Source organism: Roseateles sp. (genome assembly GCF_019237615.1).
Classification (GTDB): Bacteria; Pseudomonadota; Gammaproteobacteria; order Burkholderiales; family Burkholderiaceae_C; genus Pelomonas.
In genome coordinates, this window is record NZ_JAFAGT010000096.1 from 93,152 (window position 1) to 110,596 (window position 17,445).

The following is a 17,445-nucleotide window of genomic DNA, read 5'->3' on the forward strand; positions in this document are numbered from 1 at the left end:
AGGCCGGCCCGCGGTCGGCGGCGCGGGACCGGGCGAGGAACGCCATGACCTGGGCGATCGCGTTCAAGCTGCTGGCCATCCTGGTGGCCGTGGCCATAGGCTGGATCGTCGGCCGCATGCGATGGCTGGGCGGCGGCGAAGCGGGCAGCGACAGCGATCCGGCCCGGGTTCTGGCCAATGCGGCCTTCTACATCTTCGTGCCGGCCCTGCTGTTCCGCACCACGGCGCGGCTGGACACGACGACGCTGCCCTGGGCCTTCCTGTTCGCCTTCTTCGTGCCCGTGCTGACCGTCGTCACGCTGATCTACGGGTTCGAGCGCTGGCGCCGCAAGCCCGGCGAGGCCGTGACGGCGCCCAGCGTCAAGGCCATCACGGCCGGCTTCGGCAACACGCTGCAGGTGGGCGTGCCGGTGGCGGCCGGCGTGTTCGGCGAGCGGGGCCTGGCCATCCACATCGCCGTCGTCAGCCTGCATTCGCTGACCATCCTGACCCTGCTGACCAGCCTCGTCGAGCTGGACGTGGCCCGCGAACGCCGCTCGCGCAGCTTCCGCGCGACGCTGCGGCAGACGGTGCGCAACACCGTCATCCATCCCGTCGTGCTGCCGGTGCTGGCCGGCCTGGGCTGGAACGCGACCGGCTGGGCCCTGCCCGCGGTGTTCGACGAGGTGCTGCAGAACCTCGGCACCGCCGTCGTGCCGCTGTGCCTGACGCTGATCGGCATGTCGCTGGCCTATTACGGCTGGCCCAGGTCCTGGCGCGGCCTGTCCGGCCTGGTGTCGGCCAAGCTGCTGCTGATCCCGGCCGTCGTCTTCGGCATCGCGCATTGGGCCTTGGGATTGCAGGGCCTGCCGCTGGCCGTCATCGTCATGCTGGCGGCGCTGCCGACCGGCTCCAACGCGCTGATCTTCGCGCAGCGCTACCGCACGCTGGAGGCCGAGGTCACGGCCGCCACCGTGCTGTCCACCGTGCTCTACGTCGCCACGGCACCGCTGTGGCTGGCGCTGCTGGCCTGGGTTTCTCCGTGGTGACTCCCGGCACTTCTGCGCCGTCCCCGTGAGTCGCCCAATCACCGTCCCGCCCCTGGAGGATTGCCAAGCATGAATGCTCCCGCCCCCCGCCGTCTCGTCGCGCTGCTGGCCCTGGCCGGTGCGCTCTCGGCCACCCTGCCCGCGGCGGCTGCCCCGCTCGGCGCCGTCAGCGCCGAGGCCGGCCGGCTCGCCGTGCGCCACGAGAAGTTCACGCTGGCCAACGGCTTCGAGGTCATCCTCGTCGAGGACCACCGCCTGCCGCTGGTGGCCTTCAACCTGTGGGTGCATGCCGGCCCGCGCAACGAGGCCAAGGGCCAGACGGGCTTCGCCCACCTGTTCGAGCACCTGATGTTCGCGGGCAGCCGGCATGTGCCGCGCGGCGAGTTCGACAAGTTCGTCGACGCGGCCGGCGGCACGGACAGCAACGGATCGACCAACTTCGACCGCACCAACTACTTCTTCACGCTGCCGTCCAACCAGCTGGCGCTGGGCCTGTGGCTGAAGGCGGACATGCTGGGCTGGATGATCGACGAGGTCGATTCCGTCGCGCTGGCCAACCAGCAGGACGTGGTGCGCAACGAGCGTCGCCAGAGCTTCGAGAACCGGCCGTACGGCATCGTCGAGGAGGCGCTGTACCAGGCGCTGTACCCCGAGGGCCACCCCTATCGCGCTGCCGTCATCGGCTCGCATGCCGACATCCAGGGCATCCGGCTCAAGGACGTGAAGGCCTTCGCCCGCACCTACTACAGGCCCAACAACGCGACGCTGGTGCTGGCCGGCGACTTCGACCCCAGGCAGGCGCGCGCGCTGGTGCAGAAGTACTTCGGCACGCTCAAGGCCGGCCCCAAGCCGCCCGAGGTCCATGTCGCGATGCCCGAGATCAGGCAGGAGCGCCGCCTCGTCGTCACCGACCGCATCGAGCTGAGCCGCCTCAACCTGGCCTGGCACACGCCGGCCATGTTCGCGCCGGGCGATGCCGAGCTGGACATCGCCGCCCATGTGCTGGGCGGCGGCAAGGCCAGCCGGCTCTACGGCCTGCTGGTGCGCGACAAGCAGCTCGCGCAGAGCGTGCAGGTGTCGCAGGACTCGCAGTCGCTGAGCTCGGTGTTCGGCATCGAGATCGTCGCCCGCCCGGGCGCGTCGCTGGACGAGATCGAGAAGCTCGTCGACGCCGAGGTCGCCAGGCTCGCGGCGACGCCGCCCAGCGCCGCCGAGCTCGCCCAGGCCCGCGCCACCATCGAGACCCAGCTGCTGCAGCGCATGGAGAAGGTGACGACGCTGGCCGACCTCGTCAACCACTACAACCAGATGGCCGGCGACCCCGGCTTCGTCGGCCAGGACCTGGCGCGCTACCGCACGATGGCGCCGGCCGCCGTCAGCGCCACGGTGGCGCAGTGGCTGCAGAAGGACCGCCGCGTCGTCGTGCAGGCCCGGCCCGGCGAGCAGGTGCTGCCGCCCGAGGTGCCCACGCCGCCCGTGCCCGCCCGGGCCGCCAAGGGCGAGCGCGAGTCGCTCAACGCCACCGAGTCCTGGCGCGACAAGCCGCCCGCCGCCGCGAGCCCCAAGCCGCTGGTGCTGCCGGCCGCGCAGAGCTTCACGCTGGCCAACGGGCTGACCGTCATCCATTCGCCCAAGCCGGGCCTGCCGCTGGTCAGCGCCAGCCTGGTGCTGCGCGCCGGCCAGGGGGCCAACCCGGCGGACCGGCCGGGCCTGGCCGGCTTCACGGCGGCCATGCTGCCCGAGGGCACGGCGACGCGCAGCGCCCAGCAGATCGCCGAGCGCCTCGCGGCGCTGGGCGCGACGCTGACGACCCAGGCCGGCGCCGAGGAAGCGCGTGTCGAGTTCTCCGGGCTGAAGGCCAGCGCGACGGAGGGCCTGGCCCTGCTGGCGGACCTGGTGCTCAACCCGGCCTTCGCCGCGCCCGAGATCGAGCGCCAGAAGGCCCAGCGCCTGGCCGCGCTGGTGCAGGCGCGCGAGCAGCCGGCGCTGCTGGCCAATGCCATCGGCAACCGCGCCGTCTATGGAGAGGGCCATCCGCTGGCCGCCAACGCGCTGGGCACCGAGGCCAGCATCCAGGCCGTCGACGCGGCCGCGCTGCGCGGCTTCTGGCAGGGCCATTACCGCCCCGAGCGCGCGGCCCTGGTCGTCGCCGGCGACCTGAGCGAGGCCGAGCTGCGCGCCCTCGTCGAGCCGCTGTTCGGCGCCTGGAAGCCCGGCGGCGAGGCCGCGCCCGCCACGCCCCTGCCCGCGGCCAGGCCCGTGGCCGCGCGCACCCTGGTCGTCGACAAGCCCGGCGCGCCGCAGACGGCGCTGGCCGTCGTCGCGCCCGGGCCCTTCGCGGCCACGCCGGACTGGGCGCCCGTCGAGATCATGAACGCGGCCCTGGGCGGCCTGTTCACGTCGCGCATCAACAACCAGCTGCGCGAGGTCAAGGGCTACACCTACGGCATCTTCTCGGGCTATGCGATGGGCCGCGAGCGCGGCCAGTTCGGCATCCGCGGCAGCGTGCGCACCGACGTGACCGGCGCGGCGCTGGTGGACATGTGGAAGGAGATAGCCGGCATGCGCGCCAGGCCCATGGGTGCGGCCGAGCTGACACGGGTGCGCAACGCGCGCCTGCTGTCGCTGCCGGGTTCCTTCGACACCAACCAGGCGGTCGTCGGCGCCTATGCCGCCAACTGGGCGGTGGGCCGCCCGCTGGCCGCCATCACCGAGGAGCCGGGCCAGCTGGCCGCCGTCACCGCGGCCACGGCGCTGAAGGCCGCGCGCGACCACCTCGATCCGGACCAGCTCATCGTCGTCGCCGTGGGTGACAAGGCCAAGGTGCTGCCGCAGCTCGAAGCCATGGGCCGCAAGGCCCTGCTGCTCGACGCGGAGGGACGGGCCGAGCGGCCCCCCCAACCCTGACACGGCCCGATTGCGCGCCGGCGCGGCCGGTGCGAGCATGCCGGCTCGGCCCCCGCCGGGCCCGGAGGACGCATGCCTGCTCGCCACCGACTCGCCTCCCGCCTGCTGCGGGCCCTGGCCGCCGCCGGTCTGGGTCTCGGGCTGACGGCCCTGGCCGGCAGCGCCGATACCGCCGCCGCCTTCGACCCGCTGCTGAGCCGCCCCGGCGGCGTCTGCGCCCCCTCGGTGGCCGGCCGGCCCGTGCTGCTGCAGGCCCTGGCGGCGGCCGCCACGCCGCGCAAGACCGAGACGGCGCCCTTCCAGCCCGCGCCCATGAAGGCCGCGCCGGGTGACGTGCCGGTCTACAAGGACCTGGGCCACATGAGCTTTAAGCTCGCCCAGGCGTCGCCCACGGTGCAGGCCTACTTCGACCAGGGCCTGCGCCTGAGCTTCGCCTTCAACCATGCCGAGGCCCAGCGTGCCTTCCAGGCCGCGCAGAAGCTCGACCCCGGCTGCGGCCTGTGCTTCTGGGGCGAGGCCCTCGTCCTCGGCCCCAACATCAACGTGCCCATGCAGCCCGAGGCCAACGCGCCCGCCTGGGCCGCGCTGCAGCGCGCCGTCGTGCTGAAGGACAAGCTCCCGCCGCGCGAGCGCGCCCTCATCGAGGCGCTGCAGGCGCGCTACCAGGCCGGGCCGCCGGCCGACCGCGCCCCGCTGGACGCGGCCTATGCGGATGCGATGAAGGCCGTCGCCGCCCGCTTCCCCGGCGAGGACCTGATGCAGGTGCTGCATGCCGAGGCCGCGATGGACACCCAGCCCTGGGACTACTGGGAGGTTGCCGGCACGCAGCCCAAGGGCCGCACGGCCGACATCCTGGCCGCGCTGGAGACCGTGCTCAAGCGCAGCCCCAGCCATGCCGGCGCCATCCACCTCTACATCCATGCCGTCGAGGCCTCGACGACGCCCGAGCGGGCCCTGGCGCCCGCGCGCCGCCTGGCCGCGCAGATGCCCGGCGCCGGCCACATCGTCCACATGCCCTCGCACATCTACTACCGCGTGGGCCTGTACCGCGAGGCGCTGGAGTCCAACCGCGTGGCCATCGAGGTCGACGAGGCCTACTTCAGGAAGTCGCCGTCCGACCCGCTCTACCGCTCGGCCTACTACCCTCACAACATCCACTTCCTGATGGTGTCGGCCCAGATGGGCGGCGCCGGGCGCACGGCCACCGAGGCCGCGGCCAAGCTCGACGCGGCCATGCCGGTCGACGTCGTCAAGGCCTACCCCATCATGCAGCCCGTCAAGGCCGCGCCCTACACGACGCATGCCCAGTTCAGCCCGCCCGACGTCATCCTGAAGCTGCCCGCGCCGGCCGAGGACCTCGTGCTGGTGCGCGTCATGTACCACTACGCCCGCGCCGTCGCCCATGCCGCGCGCCGCGACATGGCCGGGGCCCAGCGCGAGATCGCGGCCCTCACGGCGCTGGAGAGCCGCGCGGACTTCACGCCCTTCGACGCCTGGGGCATCCCCGCCAAGGCCATCACGCAGACGGCCCGCCTCGTCGCCAGCGCCCGCCTGGCCGACGCGCAGGGCGACCTCGCCGGCGCCGCCGACGCGCTGGAGCAGGCCGTCGCCATCGAGGACGGCCTGACCTACACCGAGCCGCCCTACTGGTACTACCCGGTGCGCCAGTCCCTCGGTGCCGTGCGCCTGCGCCAGGGGCGCCTCGACGAGGCCGAGAAGGCCCTGCGCGACTCGCTCGCCCGCGTGCGCAACAACGGCTGGGCGCTGGCGGCGCTGGCCGAGGTCTACAAGCGCAAGGGCGATGCGGCGGCCGAGAAGAGCGCTCGCCAGGCGTTGAGCAAGGCTTGGTTCGGCGCGGAGGGCGGGCCCGACCTCACCAGGCTCTAGGCCAGTCCCCCTTTGGGACAATAGCGTCCATGAGCCTGACCGCCTACATGGACGACCTCGGCTGCGCCGCCCGCGCCGCCGCAACAAGGATGGCCGCCGCCTCGACGGCCGCCAAGAACGCCGCGCTGCTGGCCCTGGCCCGCCGCCTGCGCGAGGCCGGCCCGGCGCTGGCCGAGGCCAATGCGCGCGACCTGGCCGGTGCCGCCGAGTTGAGCGGCCCGCTGCGCGACCGCCTCAAGCTGGACGCCAAGACGCTGGCCACGGTGGCCGAGGGCTGCGAGCAGATCGCCGCCATGCCAGACCCCATCGGCGAGATCAGCGGCGTGAAGCGCCGCCCCAGCGGCATCAGCGTGGGCCAGATGCGCGTGCCGCTGGGCGTGTTCGGCATGATCTACGAGAGCCGCCCCAACGTGACCATCGAGGCCGCGTCGCTGGCCATCAAGAGCGGCAACGCCTGCATCCTGCGCGGCGGCTCCGAGGCCATCCATTCCAACCTCGCGCTGGCCGAGCTGGTGGCCGCGTCGCTGGAGGAAGCCGGCCTGCCGCGCGCCGCCGTGCAGCTCGTCAACACGACCGACCGTGCCGCCGTCGGCCTGCTGATCAGCTCGCCGCAGTGGGTGGACGTCATCATCCCGCGCGGCGGCAAGGGGCTGATCGAGCGCATCTCGGCCGAGGCCAGGGTGCCCGTCATCAAGCACCTGGACGGCAACTGCCACAGCTATGTCGACGAGTTCGTCGACCTGGAGCAGGCCGTCAAGGTCGTCGACAACGCCAAGACGCAGAAGTACAGCCCCTGCAATGCGACCGAGTCGCTGCTGGTGCACGCGGCGCAGGCCCGGGCCTTCCTGCCGCGCATCGCCGAGGTGTTCGCGGCCAAGGGCGTGGAGATGCGCGGCTGCGGCCGCACCCGGGCGCTGCTGCCCGCCGCCGTGCCGGCGAGCGAGGATGACTGGTCCACCGAATACCTCGCGCCCGTCATCAGCATCAAGGTCGTCGATTCGCTGGACGAGGCCATCGCCCACATCAACCGCCACGGCTCGCACCACACGGACGCGATCCTGACGACGAATCACCCGAACGCGATGCGCTTTCTGCGCGAGGTCGATTCGGCCAGCGTGATGGTCAACGCCAGCACACGCTTCGCCGACGGCTTCGAATACGGCCTGGGCGCCGAGATCGGCATCTCCACCGACAAGTTCCACGCCCGCGGGCCGGTGGGGCTGGAGGGGCTGACGTCGATGAAGTGGGTGGTGCTGGGGCAGGGCGAGGTGAGGGAATGACCGGCGTCGTGTTTCCTCCGAACCCGGCCTGCGCCCGCGCGATGCGGGATGCCGGCATCGATGCGATGGCGGCGCTGGATCACGCGGTTGCCGCTGCCATCGAGGGGCTTGCGCCCGAGCAGGCGCGGGAGATCAAGCTCGCCTTTGGCCGGACCATGTCGGCGGTCATGGACATGATGATCAACCCGGCGGTCAAGGCGTTTCCGGAGCTCCGTCCGGACGAGTCGACGTGGATCTCCGTCGCGAAGTCCCGGGCGGCCGAGCGCTCCGGCCGGTAGGCGCCAGGGCCCTGCCGGACGCGGCCCTGCCTCGGTGCATCGGAGCCCGAGGCCCGCGACCCCTGCGCTGCGCTCCGGTCAGATGGTTGCGCAGTCAATGGATGAGGCAGGCGGCGCCCCCGGCCTCTCCAAAGGGGCAGCGGCAATGGCCAGATACCGACCGCGCTACCGCAACCCCGTCACCTGCGCCTCCTTTGGCGCACTGATCACATAGTCCGCCGTGAACCGCTGGCTTTGCCCAGCCGCCAGCGGCTGCTCCCACAGCACCAGGCCCGGCTGCTTGCGCCAGGCCTGCGTCGTCGGAGTCGGGCTGAACTGGGCCTGCACCTTGATGTCCTCGTGCTGTGACACCGGCGAGGCCTCGACGAGCTGCAGCGTGACCGCGCCCGTCGAGTGGCGGTTTTCGACGACGTAGCCGCGTCCGTAGCGGTGCTCGGCGCGCGTGCCGATGAAGCCGGTGTTGGCGGCGTTGCGCTGCTCGGGCTCGATCTGCACGCGCACGGCGTCGTCGCGGCCGAAGGGCAGTTCCAGCCTGTCGTCGCTGCCCGCGACGTCGAGCGTGCTGCTGCCCACCAGGGCGCCGTCGCGCACCAGCTGCACCGCGCCGCGCGGCCAGGAGCCGGCGGGCTTGACGGTCTCGGCGACGAGGTAGGCGCCGGCCTCGCTCTGCGGCTGCACGCGGGCCAGCACCCTGGCCTGCTGCTTCTCGCTGCCCAGCGCCAGGCTGGCGCGCTGCGTGCCGCTGTCGATGCTGACGCGCAGCGGCAGCACGAACTCGGTGGCGTAGCTGCCCTGGAAGACGCTCAGATCGAAGCGTTCCAGTTCAGGCTCGCCGACGACACGTGAGCCCTGGGCGGCCACGGACATGGCGACCGGGGCCGGCGCCGCCTGCATGCGCATATCGGCTATCGCCGCCGGCCCGGGCGGCGGCAGCAGGTCCAGCTTCCACGGCCAGGGCGGGTTCTGGCCCACCTTCTGCGTCGCCTGCGCCGTGGACAGGCGCAGCTTCACGTTCCTCCAGTCCTCGCCGCTTTGCTGCGACACCTGGGCCAGGCGCTCCAGGTTCAATGCGCCGCTGGCGCTGTCCAGCAGCGCGCGGTAGCTTGGCGCCCAGCCGGCCTGCTGCACGCGGTAGCTCAGCTTCAGCTCGGCCTCGCGCGCGGTGGACAGGCGCACGCGCAGGCTGCGCCATTGCGGGTTGGCCGCGGCCAGGCGGTCGCGCTCGCCCTTCAGCGGCGCGAGCTGCTTGTCCAGGTCTTCGAGCTGTCGGCGCAACTGGGCCTGGCGCTGCAGCGCGTCCAGCGCGGTCCTGCGGATGCTGTCGGCCGTGGTCGCGATGCCGGTGGCCGGCGTCGCGCGGGCCTCGCCCGAGCCCAGCGCCTTCAGGTAGCCCAGGCTGGTATCCAGCGCGCCCGACTCGGCCGCCAGCGTGTCGCGCTGGGCTTCGAGCTTGCGCAGTTGCTCGTCCAGCGGGCTGGTGGCGCATTCGGGCGCACGCTCGCGCGGCAGCGTCTCGACCTGCACCGGGCCCAGGTTGACGCCCTCGGGCGCCGAGACCTGCAGCGAGTCGGGGTCGAAGCGCGCCGTCAGGCAGTTCAGCACCAGCTCGCGCGCGCCCGCGGCGACCGTGGCCAGGCGCATGACCTGGGCGCCGCCCGGGTAGACCAGCACTTCGTCGATGCGGGACTGGGCCAGCGCCAGCGGCGGGAGCAGGGCGGCGATCAGCAGGGGCGCTTGCTTCATGGTCGGGAGGGCTTGCGGGCCATGTGGACGGGAGGGCAAAGGTAGCATCCCGCCCATGATCGACAACCGCAAAGCCCTGGTACTTTTTTCCGGCGGCCAGGACTCCACCACCTGCCTGGCCTGGGCCCTGGACCGTTATGCCGAGGTCGAGACGCTGGCCTTCGACTATGGCCAGCGCCACCGCGTCGAGCTGGACTGCCGCAACGCCGTGCGTGCCGAGATCGCGCGCCAGTTCCCGGCCTGGGCCGGCCGGCTCGGCGCCGACCATCTGCTGGACCTCTCGCTGCTGGGCCAGATCAGCGACACGGCGCTGACCGACGAGCGCGCCATCGAGCTGCAGGCCAACGGCCTGCCCAACACCTTCGTGCCGGGCCGCAACCTGCTGTTCCTGACCTTCGCGGCGACGCTGGCCTACCGGCGCGGCGCCAGCGTGCTGGTGGGCGGCATGTGCGAGACCGACTTCTCCGGCTACCCGGACTGCCGCGACAACACGATGAAGGCGCTGCAGGTGGCGCTCAGCCTGGGCCTGGACGCGCCCATGACGCTGGAGACGCCGCTGATGTTCATCGACAAGGCGGCCACCTGGCGCATGGCCGAGGGCCTGGGAGGCGCAGCGCTGGTGAAGCTCATCGTCGAGGAGACGCACACCTGCTACCTCGGCGAGCGCGGCGCGCTGCATGCCTGGGGCCATGGCTGCGGCCATTGCCCGGCCTGCGCGCTGCGGGCGCGGGGCTTCGAGCAGTACCGCGGAGCCCGGCCGTGACGGCCTGGCTCAACTGGCTCAACTGGCAGATGGCCGGCATCGTCGTCGCCGCGCTGCTGTTCTTCTGGGGCGTGGGCGCCTACAACCGGCTGATGGCGCTGCGCAACGCCATCGGCGACGCCTTCACGCAGCTGGGCGGGCACCTGAAGGAGCGCAGCGAGGCCTGCGACAAGCTGCTGGCCGCCGTGGCGCCGCGCCTGCCCAGCGAGCAGGCCACCTTCGACGCGCTGGCCAGCGCGCAGGCCGAATCCCAGGCCGCCATGCAGGCCTCGCGCGGCAAGCCCTGGGCGCCCGACCCGGTGGGCAGCCTGGCCGTGGCCAGCGCCCTGCATGCGGCGGCGCTGACGCGCCTGCTGTCGCTGCTGGACCACCAGGCCGAGCTGCGCAGCGAGTCCGGGATCGACGGCCTCGTCAGCGAGCTCAAGCTCATCGAGCGCCAGCGCGCCTTTGCGCGCCAGGTCTTCAACCAGGCGGTGGCCCAGTACAACGAGGCGCTGCACCAGTTCCCGACGCGGCTGCTGGCGAACCTGTACGGGTTCAGCGAGGCGCGCTCGCTGTAGATCGCGGCGCCTGGGGCCGAGCGCCCCAGGCCGGTCAGGCGATGTGCTCGCGGCTCGATGCCGCGCTTCGCCGGCCCCTCGCGAGGCCGGGCGAGAGGCTCACGACTTCTTCGGCATCAGGGCCAGGAACTCCCGCCGCAGGTTGGCATCCGTCAGGAATGCGCCGCGCATGACGCTGTTGGTCATCGCCGCCTGGTTGTCCTTCACGCCGCGCCAGTGCATGCAGAAGTGGTCGGCCTCCATGACGACGGCCAGGCCGTCGGGCTGGACGCGGGTCTCCAGCTCGTTGGCCAGCATGATGACGGCCTCCTCCTGGATCTGCGGGCGGTTCATGACCCAGTCGGTCAGGCGCACGTACTTGGACAGGCCGATCAGGTTGGAATGCTCGTTGGGCATGATGCCCACCCACACCCGGCCGAGGATGGGGCAGAGGTGGTGGGAGCAGGCGCTGCGCACCGTGATCGGGCCGACGATCATCAGCTCGTTGAGGCGGCCGACATTGGGGAACTCGGTGACCGTGGGCGCCTCGGCGTAGCGGCCGGCAAAGACCTCGCGGATGAACATCTTGGCCACGCGCTTGGCCGTTTCCTGGGTGTTGTGGTCGCTGTCGGTGTCGATGACCAGGCTTTGCAGCACGGCCTGCATCCTGGCCTGGACCTCGTCCTGCAGCGCGTCAAGCTCGCCGGGTTCGATGAAGGCGGCAATGTTGTCGTTGGCATGGTGGCGGCAGCCTGCCGACACGAGGCGGTAGCGGATGCGCTCGGAGACCGGCGCGTCAGATGCGGGAGCGTTCATGGGCGCGGATTGTCCGGGCAAAGCCCACTTCTACACTGCAGCCATGTCCCAAAGTCCCCAGTCTGCCCCGCTGCACCGGCTGCTGTCCCAGGCCGCCGACGCCGTGCAAGGCGTGCGCGAGGGCCGCTCGCTGACCGATCTGCTGGCCCGCGTGCCGGCCGAGCTTCGCCCCGGCACCCAGGCCCTGGCCTTCACGGCGCTGCGCCGCCTCGGCGGCGCCGAGGCCGTGCGCCAGCAGCTCGCGCCCAAGGCGCCGCCGCCGCGCGTGGACGCGCTGCTGCTCGTCGCGCTGGCCCTGCTGTGGCCCGATCCCGAGCCTGCCTATGCCGACCACACGCTGGTGGACCAGGCCGTCCACGCCGCCAAGACCCGCGCGCCGGCCAGCGCCGCCTTCGTCAACGCCGTGCTGCGGCGCTTCCTGCGCGAGCGCGACGCGCTCGTCGCCGCGGCCGAGCGCAACCCCCAGGGCGCCTTCAACCACCCGGCCTGGTGGGTGGAGAAGCTGCGCCAGGACTGGCCCGCGCAGTGGCAGGCCATCCTGGCCGCCAACAACCGCCCGCCGCCGATGACGCTGCGCGTGCACGCCCAGCGTGCGACGGCGGCCGAGTACGTCGAGCGCCTGGCCGGCCTGGGGCTGCCCGCGCGGGTGCTGGGCGCGCCCACGCCACAGGCCCTCGTGCTGGACCGGCCGGCGCCCGTCACGGCCCTGCCGGGCTTCGCAGAAGGCCTGGTCTCGGTGCAGGACGCCGCGGCCCAGCTGGCCGCGCCGCTGCTGCTCGGCACCGGCCCGGACTTCAAGCTGAGGCCCGGCGCCCGCGTGCTGGATGCCTGCGCGGCCCCCGGCGGCAAGACGGCCCATCTGCTGGAGCTGCAGCCCGACCTGCAGCTGACCGCGCTGGACGCCGACGCCCAGCGCCTGGGCCGCGTGCAGGACAACCTCACCCGCCTTGGCCAGCAGGCGACGCTCAAGGCCGTCGACGCCCGCCAGACCGCCGCCTGGTGGGACGGGGTGCCCTTCGACGCCATCCTGCTCGACGCCCCCTGCAGCGCCTCCGGCATCGTGCGCCGCCACCCCGACGTGCGCTGGCTGCGCCGCCCCGACGACATCGCCGCGCTGGCCCGCATCCAGGCCGAGCTGCTGGACGCGCTGTGGCCGCTGCTGGCGCCGGGCGGGCGGCTGGTCTATGCCACCTGCTCGGTCTTCCGGGCCGAAGGTCAGGCCCAGCTCGACGCATTTTTGCAACGCCATGCCGATGCGAAGTCGCACGTCGTGCCCGGGTTCACGGGTCACCTGCTGCCCCTGGCCGACAATGCCACCCAGCCTTCGCCGCCGCTCGACGGCTTCTTCTACGCCCTGCTGACCCGCCGCTGAGTTGTTCGCCCGAATCGTCATCGCTGCCTGCTTCGCCGTGCTGCTTGCCCTTTTTCCGGGCGCGGCGCGGGCCGACGGCATCGAGCTTACCCAGCTCGCGACGCACAAGGGCGACGACGGGCTGGAGCTGAGCTTCACGACCCGCTTCGAGCTGAGCCGCGCCGCCGTGGACGCGCTGCACAAGGACGTGGCGCTGTACTTCGTCGCCGAGGCCAACGTGCTGCGCAGCCGCTGGTACTGGCGCGATGCCCGCGTGGCGCGCTCCGAGCGCGGCTGGCGCCTGACCTGGAATTCGCTGACGCGGCAGTACCGCGTCTCCACCGGCGGCCTGCACCAGAGCTTCGCGACGCTGGACGAGGCACTGACCGTGCTGCGCGGCCAGAGCGGCTGGCGCATCGCCGAGCCCAAGGACATCGAGGACGGCAGCGGCTACTACCTGGAGTTCAGCTACCGGCTGGACGTCAACCAGCTGCCGCGCCTGATGCAGATCGGCGGCCTGCAGTCCGGCTTCGCGCTCAGTGTCGAGCGCAAGCACAACCTCGGCAGCGACTTCTCCCTCAAATGACCAAGGCCGCGCGTTGGGGCTGGGTCATCACGGGGGTGACCCTCACGGGCGTGGCCGGCGTGCTGGCCTTCCTGCTGTCCATAGGCACGACGAGCGAGCGCGGCTTCTTCGAGCGCCACTACCACTGGCTGTACTGGGTCAACGTGGCCGTCGCCACGGTGCTGACCCTGGTCATCCTGACGGCCGCCGTGCGCCTGGTCGTGCGCGTGCGCCGCGGCCGCTTCGGCAGCCGGCTGCTGTTCAAGCTGGCGGCCATCTTCGCCCTCGTCGGCATCGTGCCGGGCGTGCTGATCTACGCCGTCTCCTACCAGTTCGTGAACCGCAGCATCGAGACCTGGTTCGACGTCAAGCTCGCCAGCGCGCTGGAGGCCGGCCTCAACCTCGGCCGCGGCACGCTGGACGCGATGGTCAGCGACCTCGGCAGCAAGACCCGCGACGCCGCCGACCAGCTCGCCGACAGCAGCACGCCCCAGCTGCTCCTGCTGGAGCGGCTGCGCGACAAGCTGGGCGCGCGCACCGTCGCCATCGTCGGCGGCAAGGGCCAGATCCTGCTCGAGAGCGGCGGCGACACGCGCCAGCTCACGCCGGACCGGCCCAGCGACAGCATGCTGAGCCGCGCCCGCGGCGGCCAGCCGGCCAGCCAGCTCGAGGGCCTGGAGGACGAGGCCACCGCCCTGCAGGGCGGTGCCCAGATCCGCACGCTGGCCCTGCTGCCCAACACCGAGCTGCGGCTGGGACTGGGCGAGCGCTACCTGATGGTCATCCAGCGCATCCCGTCCAGCATGCTGACGAATGCGCTCGCCGTGCAGACGGCCAACAGCGAGTACCAGCAGCGCTCGCTGGAGCGCGTGGGCCTGCGCCGCATGTACCTGAACACGCTGACGCTGGTGCTCATCCTGGCCACCTTCGCGGCGCTGCTGCTGGCCGTCACGCTGGGCAACCAGCTCGCGCGGCCGCTCTTGATGCTGGCCGACGGCGTGCGTCACGTGGCCCAGGGCGACCTCTCGGTGCGCCCCGTGCTCGGCTCGCGCGACGAGCTGGGCGGCCTGACGCGCTCCTTCGCCGACATGACGGGCCAGCTGGCCGATGCGCGCGCGCAGGTCACGCGCACCGTTGCCGAGCTGGACGCCGCCCGCACCCACCTGCAGACCATCCTCGACAACCTGACCGCCGGCGTGCTCGTCTTTGACGCGCAGGGACGCCTGGAGACGGTCAACCCGGGCGCGACGCGCATCCTGCGCCTGCCGCTGTCGGCCTACGTCGACCGTCCCCTGGGCGACGTGCCCGGCCTGGCCGAGTTCGCCGCCAAGCTGGACCAGCGCTTCGAGCAAAGCCTCAGCGCCGACGGCGAGCGCGGCATGGAGCGCGAGCTCTGGCAGGAGTCCTTCGAACTGCAGCTGGACCCCAAGCAGGACTTGCTGACGCTGCTGGTGCGCGGCGCGCCGCTGCCGCAGGGCGCGCGCCTGGTCGTCTTCGACGACATCTCCGAGGTCGTCTCGGCCCAGCGCTCGGCCGCCTGGAGCGAGGTCGCGCGCCGGCTGGCCCACGAGATCAAGAACCCGCTGACGCCCATCCAGCTCTCCGCCGAGCGCCTGCAGCACAAGCTCGAGGCCAAGCTGGAAGGCACCGACCAAGCCATGCTGGTGCGCTCGGTGGCCACCATCGTCAACCAGGTGCAGGCGATGAAGCAGCTCGTCAACGAGTTCCGCGACTACGCCCGCCTGCCCTCGGCCCAGCTCACGCCGCTGGACCTCAACGCCCTCGTGCACGAGGTCCTGAGCCTGTACGCCGAGCCGCAGGACCGGGGGCGCCTGACCGCCGACCTGGCGCCCCGCCTGCCCGCCATCAAGGGCGATGCCAGCCAGCTGCGCCAGGTCATCCACAACCTCGTGCAGAACGCGCTGGACGCCGTGCAGGATCGCCCCGACGGCCACGTCACCGTGCGCTCCTCGCTGGCCGTGACCGAGGCCGGCATGCCGCGCGCGGTGCGCCTGCACATCATCGACAACGGCCCCGGTTTCGCCGACAAGGTGCTCAAGCGCGCCTTCGAACCCTATGTGACGACCAAGGCCAAGGGCACCGGCCTGGGCCTGGCCGTCGTCAAGAAAATCGCCGACGAACATGGCGCCCGAATCTCGCTGCGCAACCTGCATCCGGCTCCCGATGCGGGTTCTCCCGTTGACGATGAACACGACGCCCTCGTGATCGGTGCGCAAGTTTCGCTATCATTTTCGAACCTGACACCTGCCACCGAGCCCGGTGCGCAAGGTGCCAAGACCTAAGGATTCATGGCCACCATTCTTGTTGTCGACGACGAGTTGGGCATTCGTGCCCTGCTGTCCGAAATCCTCAGCGACGAGGGGCACACCATCGAGCTTGCCGAGAACGCCACCCAGGCGCGGGCGGCGCGCGAGCGCATGCGCCCGGACCTGGTGCTGCTCGACATCTGGATGCCCGATGTCGACGGCGTCACGCTGCTCAAGGAGTGGGGCGGCGCCGGCCTGCTGACCATGCCCGTCATCATGATGAGCGGCCACGGCACCATAGACACGGCGGTCGAGGCCACCAAGTTCGGCGCCATCGCCTTCCTCGAAAAGCCCATCACGCTGCAGAAGCTGCTGCGCGCCGTCGAGCAGGCCCTCGTCAAGACCGCCCCGCCGCGCCCCGCGCCGGCCGTGGTGGGCCTGCCCAGCTACACCCGCGCCGAACCCGGCAGCCTGCCTGCCGCGACCAACCACGGCATTGCGCTGTCCAGCCACCTGCCCATCAGCAATGCGCTGGCGTCCGAGCAGAGCTTCGAGCTCGACCGTCCGCTGCGCGAGGCGCGCGACGCCTTCGAGAAGAGCTACTTCGAGTTCCACCTCGCCAAGGAGAACGGCTCCATGACGCGCGTCGCCGAGAAGACCGGCCTGGAACGCACCCACCTCTACCGCAAGCTCAAGCAGTTGGGCGTGGACCTGAGCCGCAACAAGCGCGGCAGCGGCGGCTAGCCATTGGCGCCCGCGACTGTGCTATAGTCGTGGACTTCGCTGATCAGCCCGGCTGGCTCAGCAAGAAGAACAAAGGCCAAGTAGCTCAGTTGGTAGAGCAGCGGATTGAAAATCCGCGTGTCGGTGGTTCGATTCCGCCCTTGGCCACCAAGAACGCTAAGCCCTTGATTCATAACGGAGTCAGGGGCTTTTTGCTTTCCGGGTCATCGCTAGTCCGCTTGCTCTGGTACACCAGACAGGTACACCGTGGCACTTTCCGCCTCTAGACTGACCAGCAAACTCCGCCGCCGTAGCGCGTTCATGGCCGACCCGTTCAAGCATCCGACATCAGGCATCTACTACCTCCGCCGCAAGGTTCCTCTTGAGCTAAGGGCGGCCCTCGGGCACGAATACAAGCGGTCCTTGCAGACGCGCGACCCTGAACAGGCGAAGCACGAACATGCCCGCGCCTGGGTTCAGTCAGATGAAGCGTTTGCTGCGGCCAGGGCTGAGCTGAAGGGCGTCGCGGCGATCAGCGCTTTCGATGCCCAGCAACTGGCCGCGCGTTGGTTCCGGGCTGAGCAGGAAAAGCTAGAGCGGACGGGGCAATTTACGAAGATGCTCGTGGAAGGCCCTGGCGGGGCCTGGGAGCGCGCCGAGCACGGCGAGGAATGGCAGACCTTCATATCGCTTCGTGAAGCCGTTGCGCAGGGCGAGGAGCCGCCTGACGGCGATTGGGCCGCACTGGTTGCTCCGCATGTCAAGGCAGCACTGCGGGCTGCCAACTTGCCGATGCCGGTCGCTGACACGCCTTCCGCGCTGTTGTTGCAGCGGGCGTTTGAGGAGCACGTCTACAAGCTCTCGGATTGGGCGCTGCGGCGTCACGACGGCGAAAGTGTGCCGCTGGGGCAGGACGTGGCGCCGCTCGCCCCGTTGGCCGTTGAGCAGCCCAGAGCCGCAGAAGTGAGCAGCCTCAGCAGACGGGCGGCACCCACCTTGTCGGCGTTCCTCTCCATCGCGGAGTAGGTCTGCTGTGAGACGCCCAGTCGCAGGGCCACCTCTTCCTGGGTCAAGCCGGCCTCCTTGCGGAAGGCCTGCAGCAGGGAAGGCAGTTGATCGGGTGTGCGGACAATGAACTGAGGCATACAAGTCCTAGTACAACATCCCCTAAATAAGTTTCTTATAAAAGAGCTTTGATGTAAGCTCGACTCCCCATGGGGAGAGGCCGTCAAGCGCAAGTCGTCAAGCTGTCGAGGAAGGACCGCAACGCGCTCCAAGCGCTGCTGCGCCAGAGCACG

The 17,445-nt window shown here is 71.3% G+C and carries 14 protein-coding genes, 1 tRNA gene and 1 pseudogene; 13 read left to right on the plus strand and 3 right to left on the minus strand.

The annotated features are described in order from the left end of the window. The first annotated feature begins 44 nt into the window (after positions 1 to 44). The 5 genes from JOY88_RS20720 to JOY88_RS20740 all read left to right on the plus strand — a co-directional run bounded on the left by JOY88_RS20720 (position 45) and on the right by JOY88_RS20740 (position 7,380). Positions 45 to 1,028 carry an AEC family transporter gene (locus JOY88_RS20720; RefSeq protein WP_293504546.1) on the plus strand — a complete coding sequence of 328 codons (984 nt, stop codon included), beginning with the start codon at positions 45 to 47 and terminating at the stop codon, positions 1,026 to 1,028. Positions 1,029 to 1,097: 69 nt separating this feature from the next. Next, entirely contained in the window at positions 1,098 to 3,935 is a 2,838-nt protein-coding gene (locus JOY88_RS20725; protein WP_293504547.1) for a M16 family metallopeptidase, read from the plus strand. Positions 3,936 to 4,007: 72 nt separating this feature from the next. Next, positions 4,008 to 5,822 carry a tetratricopeptide repeat protein gene (locus JOY88_RS20730; RefSeq protein WP_293504548.1) on the plus strand — a complete coding sequence of 605 codons (1,815 nt, stop codon included), beginning with the start codon at positions 4,008 to 4,010 and terminating at the stop codon, positions 5,820 to 5,822. 29 nt (positions 5,823 to 5,851) lie between these two features. Continuing rightward, positions 5,852 to 7,102 carry a glutamate-5-semialdehyde dehydrogenase gene (locus JOY88_RS20735; protein WP_293504549.1) on the plus strand — a complete coding sequence of 417 codons (1,251 nt, stop codon included), beginning with the start codon at positions 5,852 to 5,854 and terminating at the stop codon, positions 7,100 to 7,102. Further along, positions 7,099 to 7,380: a hypothetical protein gene (locus tag JOY88_RS20740; protein WP_293504550.1), complete on the plus strand. Its 282-nt coding sequence runs from the start codon at positions 7,099 to 7,101 to the stop codon at positions 7,378 to 7,380. Before JOY88_RS20735 ends, JOY88_RS20740 begins: the two co-directional genes overlap by 4 nt. 165 nt (positions 7,381 to 7,545) lie before the next feature. On the opposite strand, the gene JOY88_RS20745 is transcribed toward JOY88_RS20740, so the two are convergent. Continuing rightward, the gene (locus JOY88_RS20745; RefSeq protein ID WP_293504551.1) at positions 7,546 to 9,123 is read right to left on the minus strand and encodes a DUF4139 domain-containing protein; all 1,578 of its coding nucleotides are present in this window, start codon (positions 9,121 to 9,123) and stop codon (positions 7,546 to 7,548) included. 55 nt (positions 9,124 to 9,178) lie between these two features. Here JOY88_RS20745 and queC point away from each other — a divergent pair, with 55 nt between their 5' ends. After that, the gene (gene queC / locus JOY88_RS20750; protein ID WP_293504552.1) at positions 9,179 to 9,886 is read left to right on the plus strand and encodes a 7-cyano-7-deazaguanine synthase QueC; all 708 of its coding nucleotides are present in this window, start codon (positions 9,179 to 9,181) and stop codon (positions 9,884 to 9,886) included. Further along, positions 9,883 to 10,446 (plus strand): LemA family protein, encoded by a 564-nt coding sequence (locus JOY88_RS20755; RefSeq protein WP_293504553.1) that lies wholly within the window; start codon positions 9,883 to 9,885, stop codon positions 10,444 to 10,446. The genes queC and JOY88_RS20755 overlap by 4 nt, the downstream gene beginning before the upstream one ends. Before the next feature lie 99 nt (positions 10,447 to 10,545). On the opposite strand, the gene folE is transcribed toward JOY88_RS20755, so the two are convergent. After that, positions 10,546 to 11,241 carry a GTP cyclohydrolase I gene (gene folE, locus JOY88_RS20760; protein ID WP_293504554.1) on the minus strand — a complete coding sequence of 232 codons (696 nt, stop codon included), beginning with the start codon at positions 11,239 to 11,241 and terminating at the stop codon, positions 10,546 to 10,548. A 43-nt stretch (positions 11,242 to 11,284) separates the two neighbouring features. Between folE and rsmB the strand changes: the two genes are divergently transcribed. The 6 genes and pseudogenes from rsmB to JOY88_RS23225 all read left to right on the plus strand — a co-directional run. Beyond that, positions 11,285 to 12,613 (plus strand): 16S rRNA (cytosine(967)-C(5))-methyltransferase RsmB, encoded by a 1,329-nt coding sequence (rsmB, locus tag JOY88_RS20765; protein WP_293504555.1) that lies wholly within the window; start codon positions 11,285 to 11,287, stop codon positions 12,611 to 12,613. Positions 12,614 to 12,650: 37 nt separating this feature from the next. Beyond that, complete coding sequence (locus JOY88_RS20770) at positions 12,651 to 13,178, plus strand: DUF4390 domain-containing protein (RefSeq protein ID WP_293504556.1); 528 nt, start codon at positions 12,651 to 12,653, stop codon at positions 13,176 to 13,178. After that, positions 13,175 to 15,460 (plus strand): sensor histidine kinase, encoded by a 2,286-nt coding sequence (locus JOY88_RS20775; protein ID WP_293504557.1) that lies wholly within the window; start codon positions 13,175 to 13,177, stop codon positions 15,458 to 15,460. Before JOY88_RS20770 ends, JOY88_RS20775 begins: the two co-directional genes overlap by 4 nt. Positions 15,461 to 15,466: 6 nt before the next feature. Next, a complete protein-coding gene (locus JOY88_RS20780; RefSeq protein WP_293504558.1) occupies positions 15,467 to 16,168 on the plus strand; it encodes a response regulator in 702 nt (233 codons plus the stop codon). Between the two features lie 74 nt (positions 16,169 to 16,242). After that, positions 16,243 to 16,318 (plus strand) — tRNA-Phe (locus tag JOY88_RS20785). 150 nt (positions 16,319 to 16,468) lie between these two features. Continuing rightward, a pseudogene (locus tag JOY88_RS23225) lies at positions 16,469 to 16,642 on the plus strand (DUF6538 domain-containing protein); the annotation flags it as partial. A gap of 386 nt (positions 16,643 to 17,028) precedes the next feature. Here the strand turns inward: JOY88_RS23225 and relB are convergent. Continuing rightward, positions 17,029 to 17,292, minus strand: coding sequence for a type II toxin-antitoxin system RelB family anti-toxin (relB, locus tag JOY88_RS20795; protein WP_524539243.1), 264 nt, complete (start codon positions 17,290 to 17,292; stop codon positions 17,029 to 17,031). Positions 17,293 to 17,445: the final 153 nt, after the last annotated feature.

Coding starts and splice junctions, on each gene's coding strand:
- rsmB (WP_293504555.1), top strand. CDS start 11,285: ATGTCCCAAAGTCCCCAGTCTGCCCCGCTGCACCGGCTGCTGTCCCAG.
- queC (WP_293504552.1), top strand. CDS start 9,179: ATGATCGACAACCGCAAAGCCCTGGTACTTTTTTCCGGCGGCCAGGAC.
- JOY88_RS20730 (WP_293504548.1), top strand. CDS start 4,008: ATGCCTGCTCGCCACCGACTCGCCTCCCGCCTGCTGCGGGCCCTGGCC.
- JOY88_RS20725 (WP_293504547.1), top strand. CDS start 1,098: ATGAATGCTCCCGCCCCCCGCCGTCTCGTCGCGCTGCTGGCCCTGGCC.
- JOY88_RS20735 (WP_293504549.1), top strand. CDS start 5,852: ATGAGCCTGACCGCCTACATGGACGACCTCGGCTGCGCCGCCCGCGCC.
- JOY88_RS20775 (WP_293504557.1), top strand. CDS start 13,175: ATGACCAAGGCCGCGCGTTGGGGCTGGGTCATCACGGGGGTGACCCTC.
- relB (WP_524539243.1), bottom strand. CDS start 17,292: ATGCCTCAGTTCATTGTCCGCACACCCGATCAACTGCCTTCCCTGCTG.
- JOY88_RS20780 (WP_293504558.1), top strand. CDS start 15,467: ATGGCCACCATTCTTGTTGTCGACGACGAGTTGGGCATTCGTGCCCTG.
- JOY88_RS20740 (WP_293504550.1), top strand. CDS start 7,099: ATGACCGGCGTCGTGTTTCCTCCGAACCCGGCCTGCGCCCGCGCGATG.
- JOY88_RS20720 (WP_293504546.1), top strand. CDS start 45: ATGACCTGGGCGATCGCGTTCAAGCTGCTGGCCATCCTGGTGGCCGTG.
- JOY88_RS20745 (WP_293504551.1), bottom strand. CDS start 9,123: ATGAAGCAAGCGCCCCTGCTGATCGCCGCCCTGCTCCCGCCGCTGGCG.
- folE (WP_293504554.1), bottom strand. CDS start 11,241: ATGAACGCTCCCGCATCTGACGCGCCGGTCTCCGAGCGCATCCGCTAC.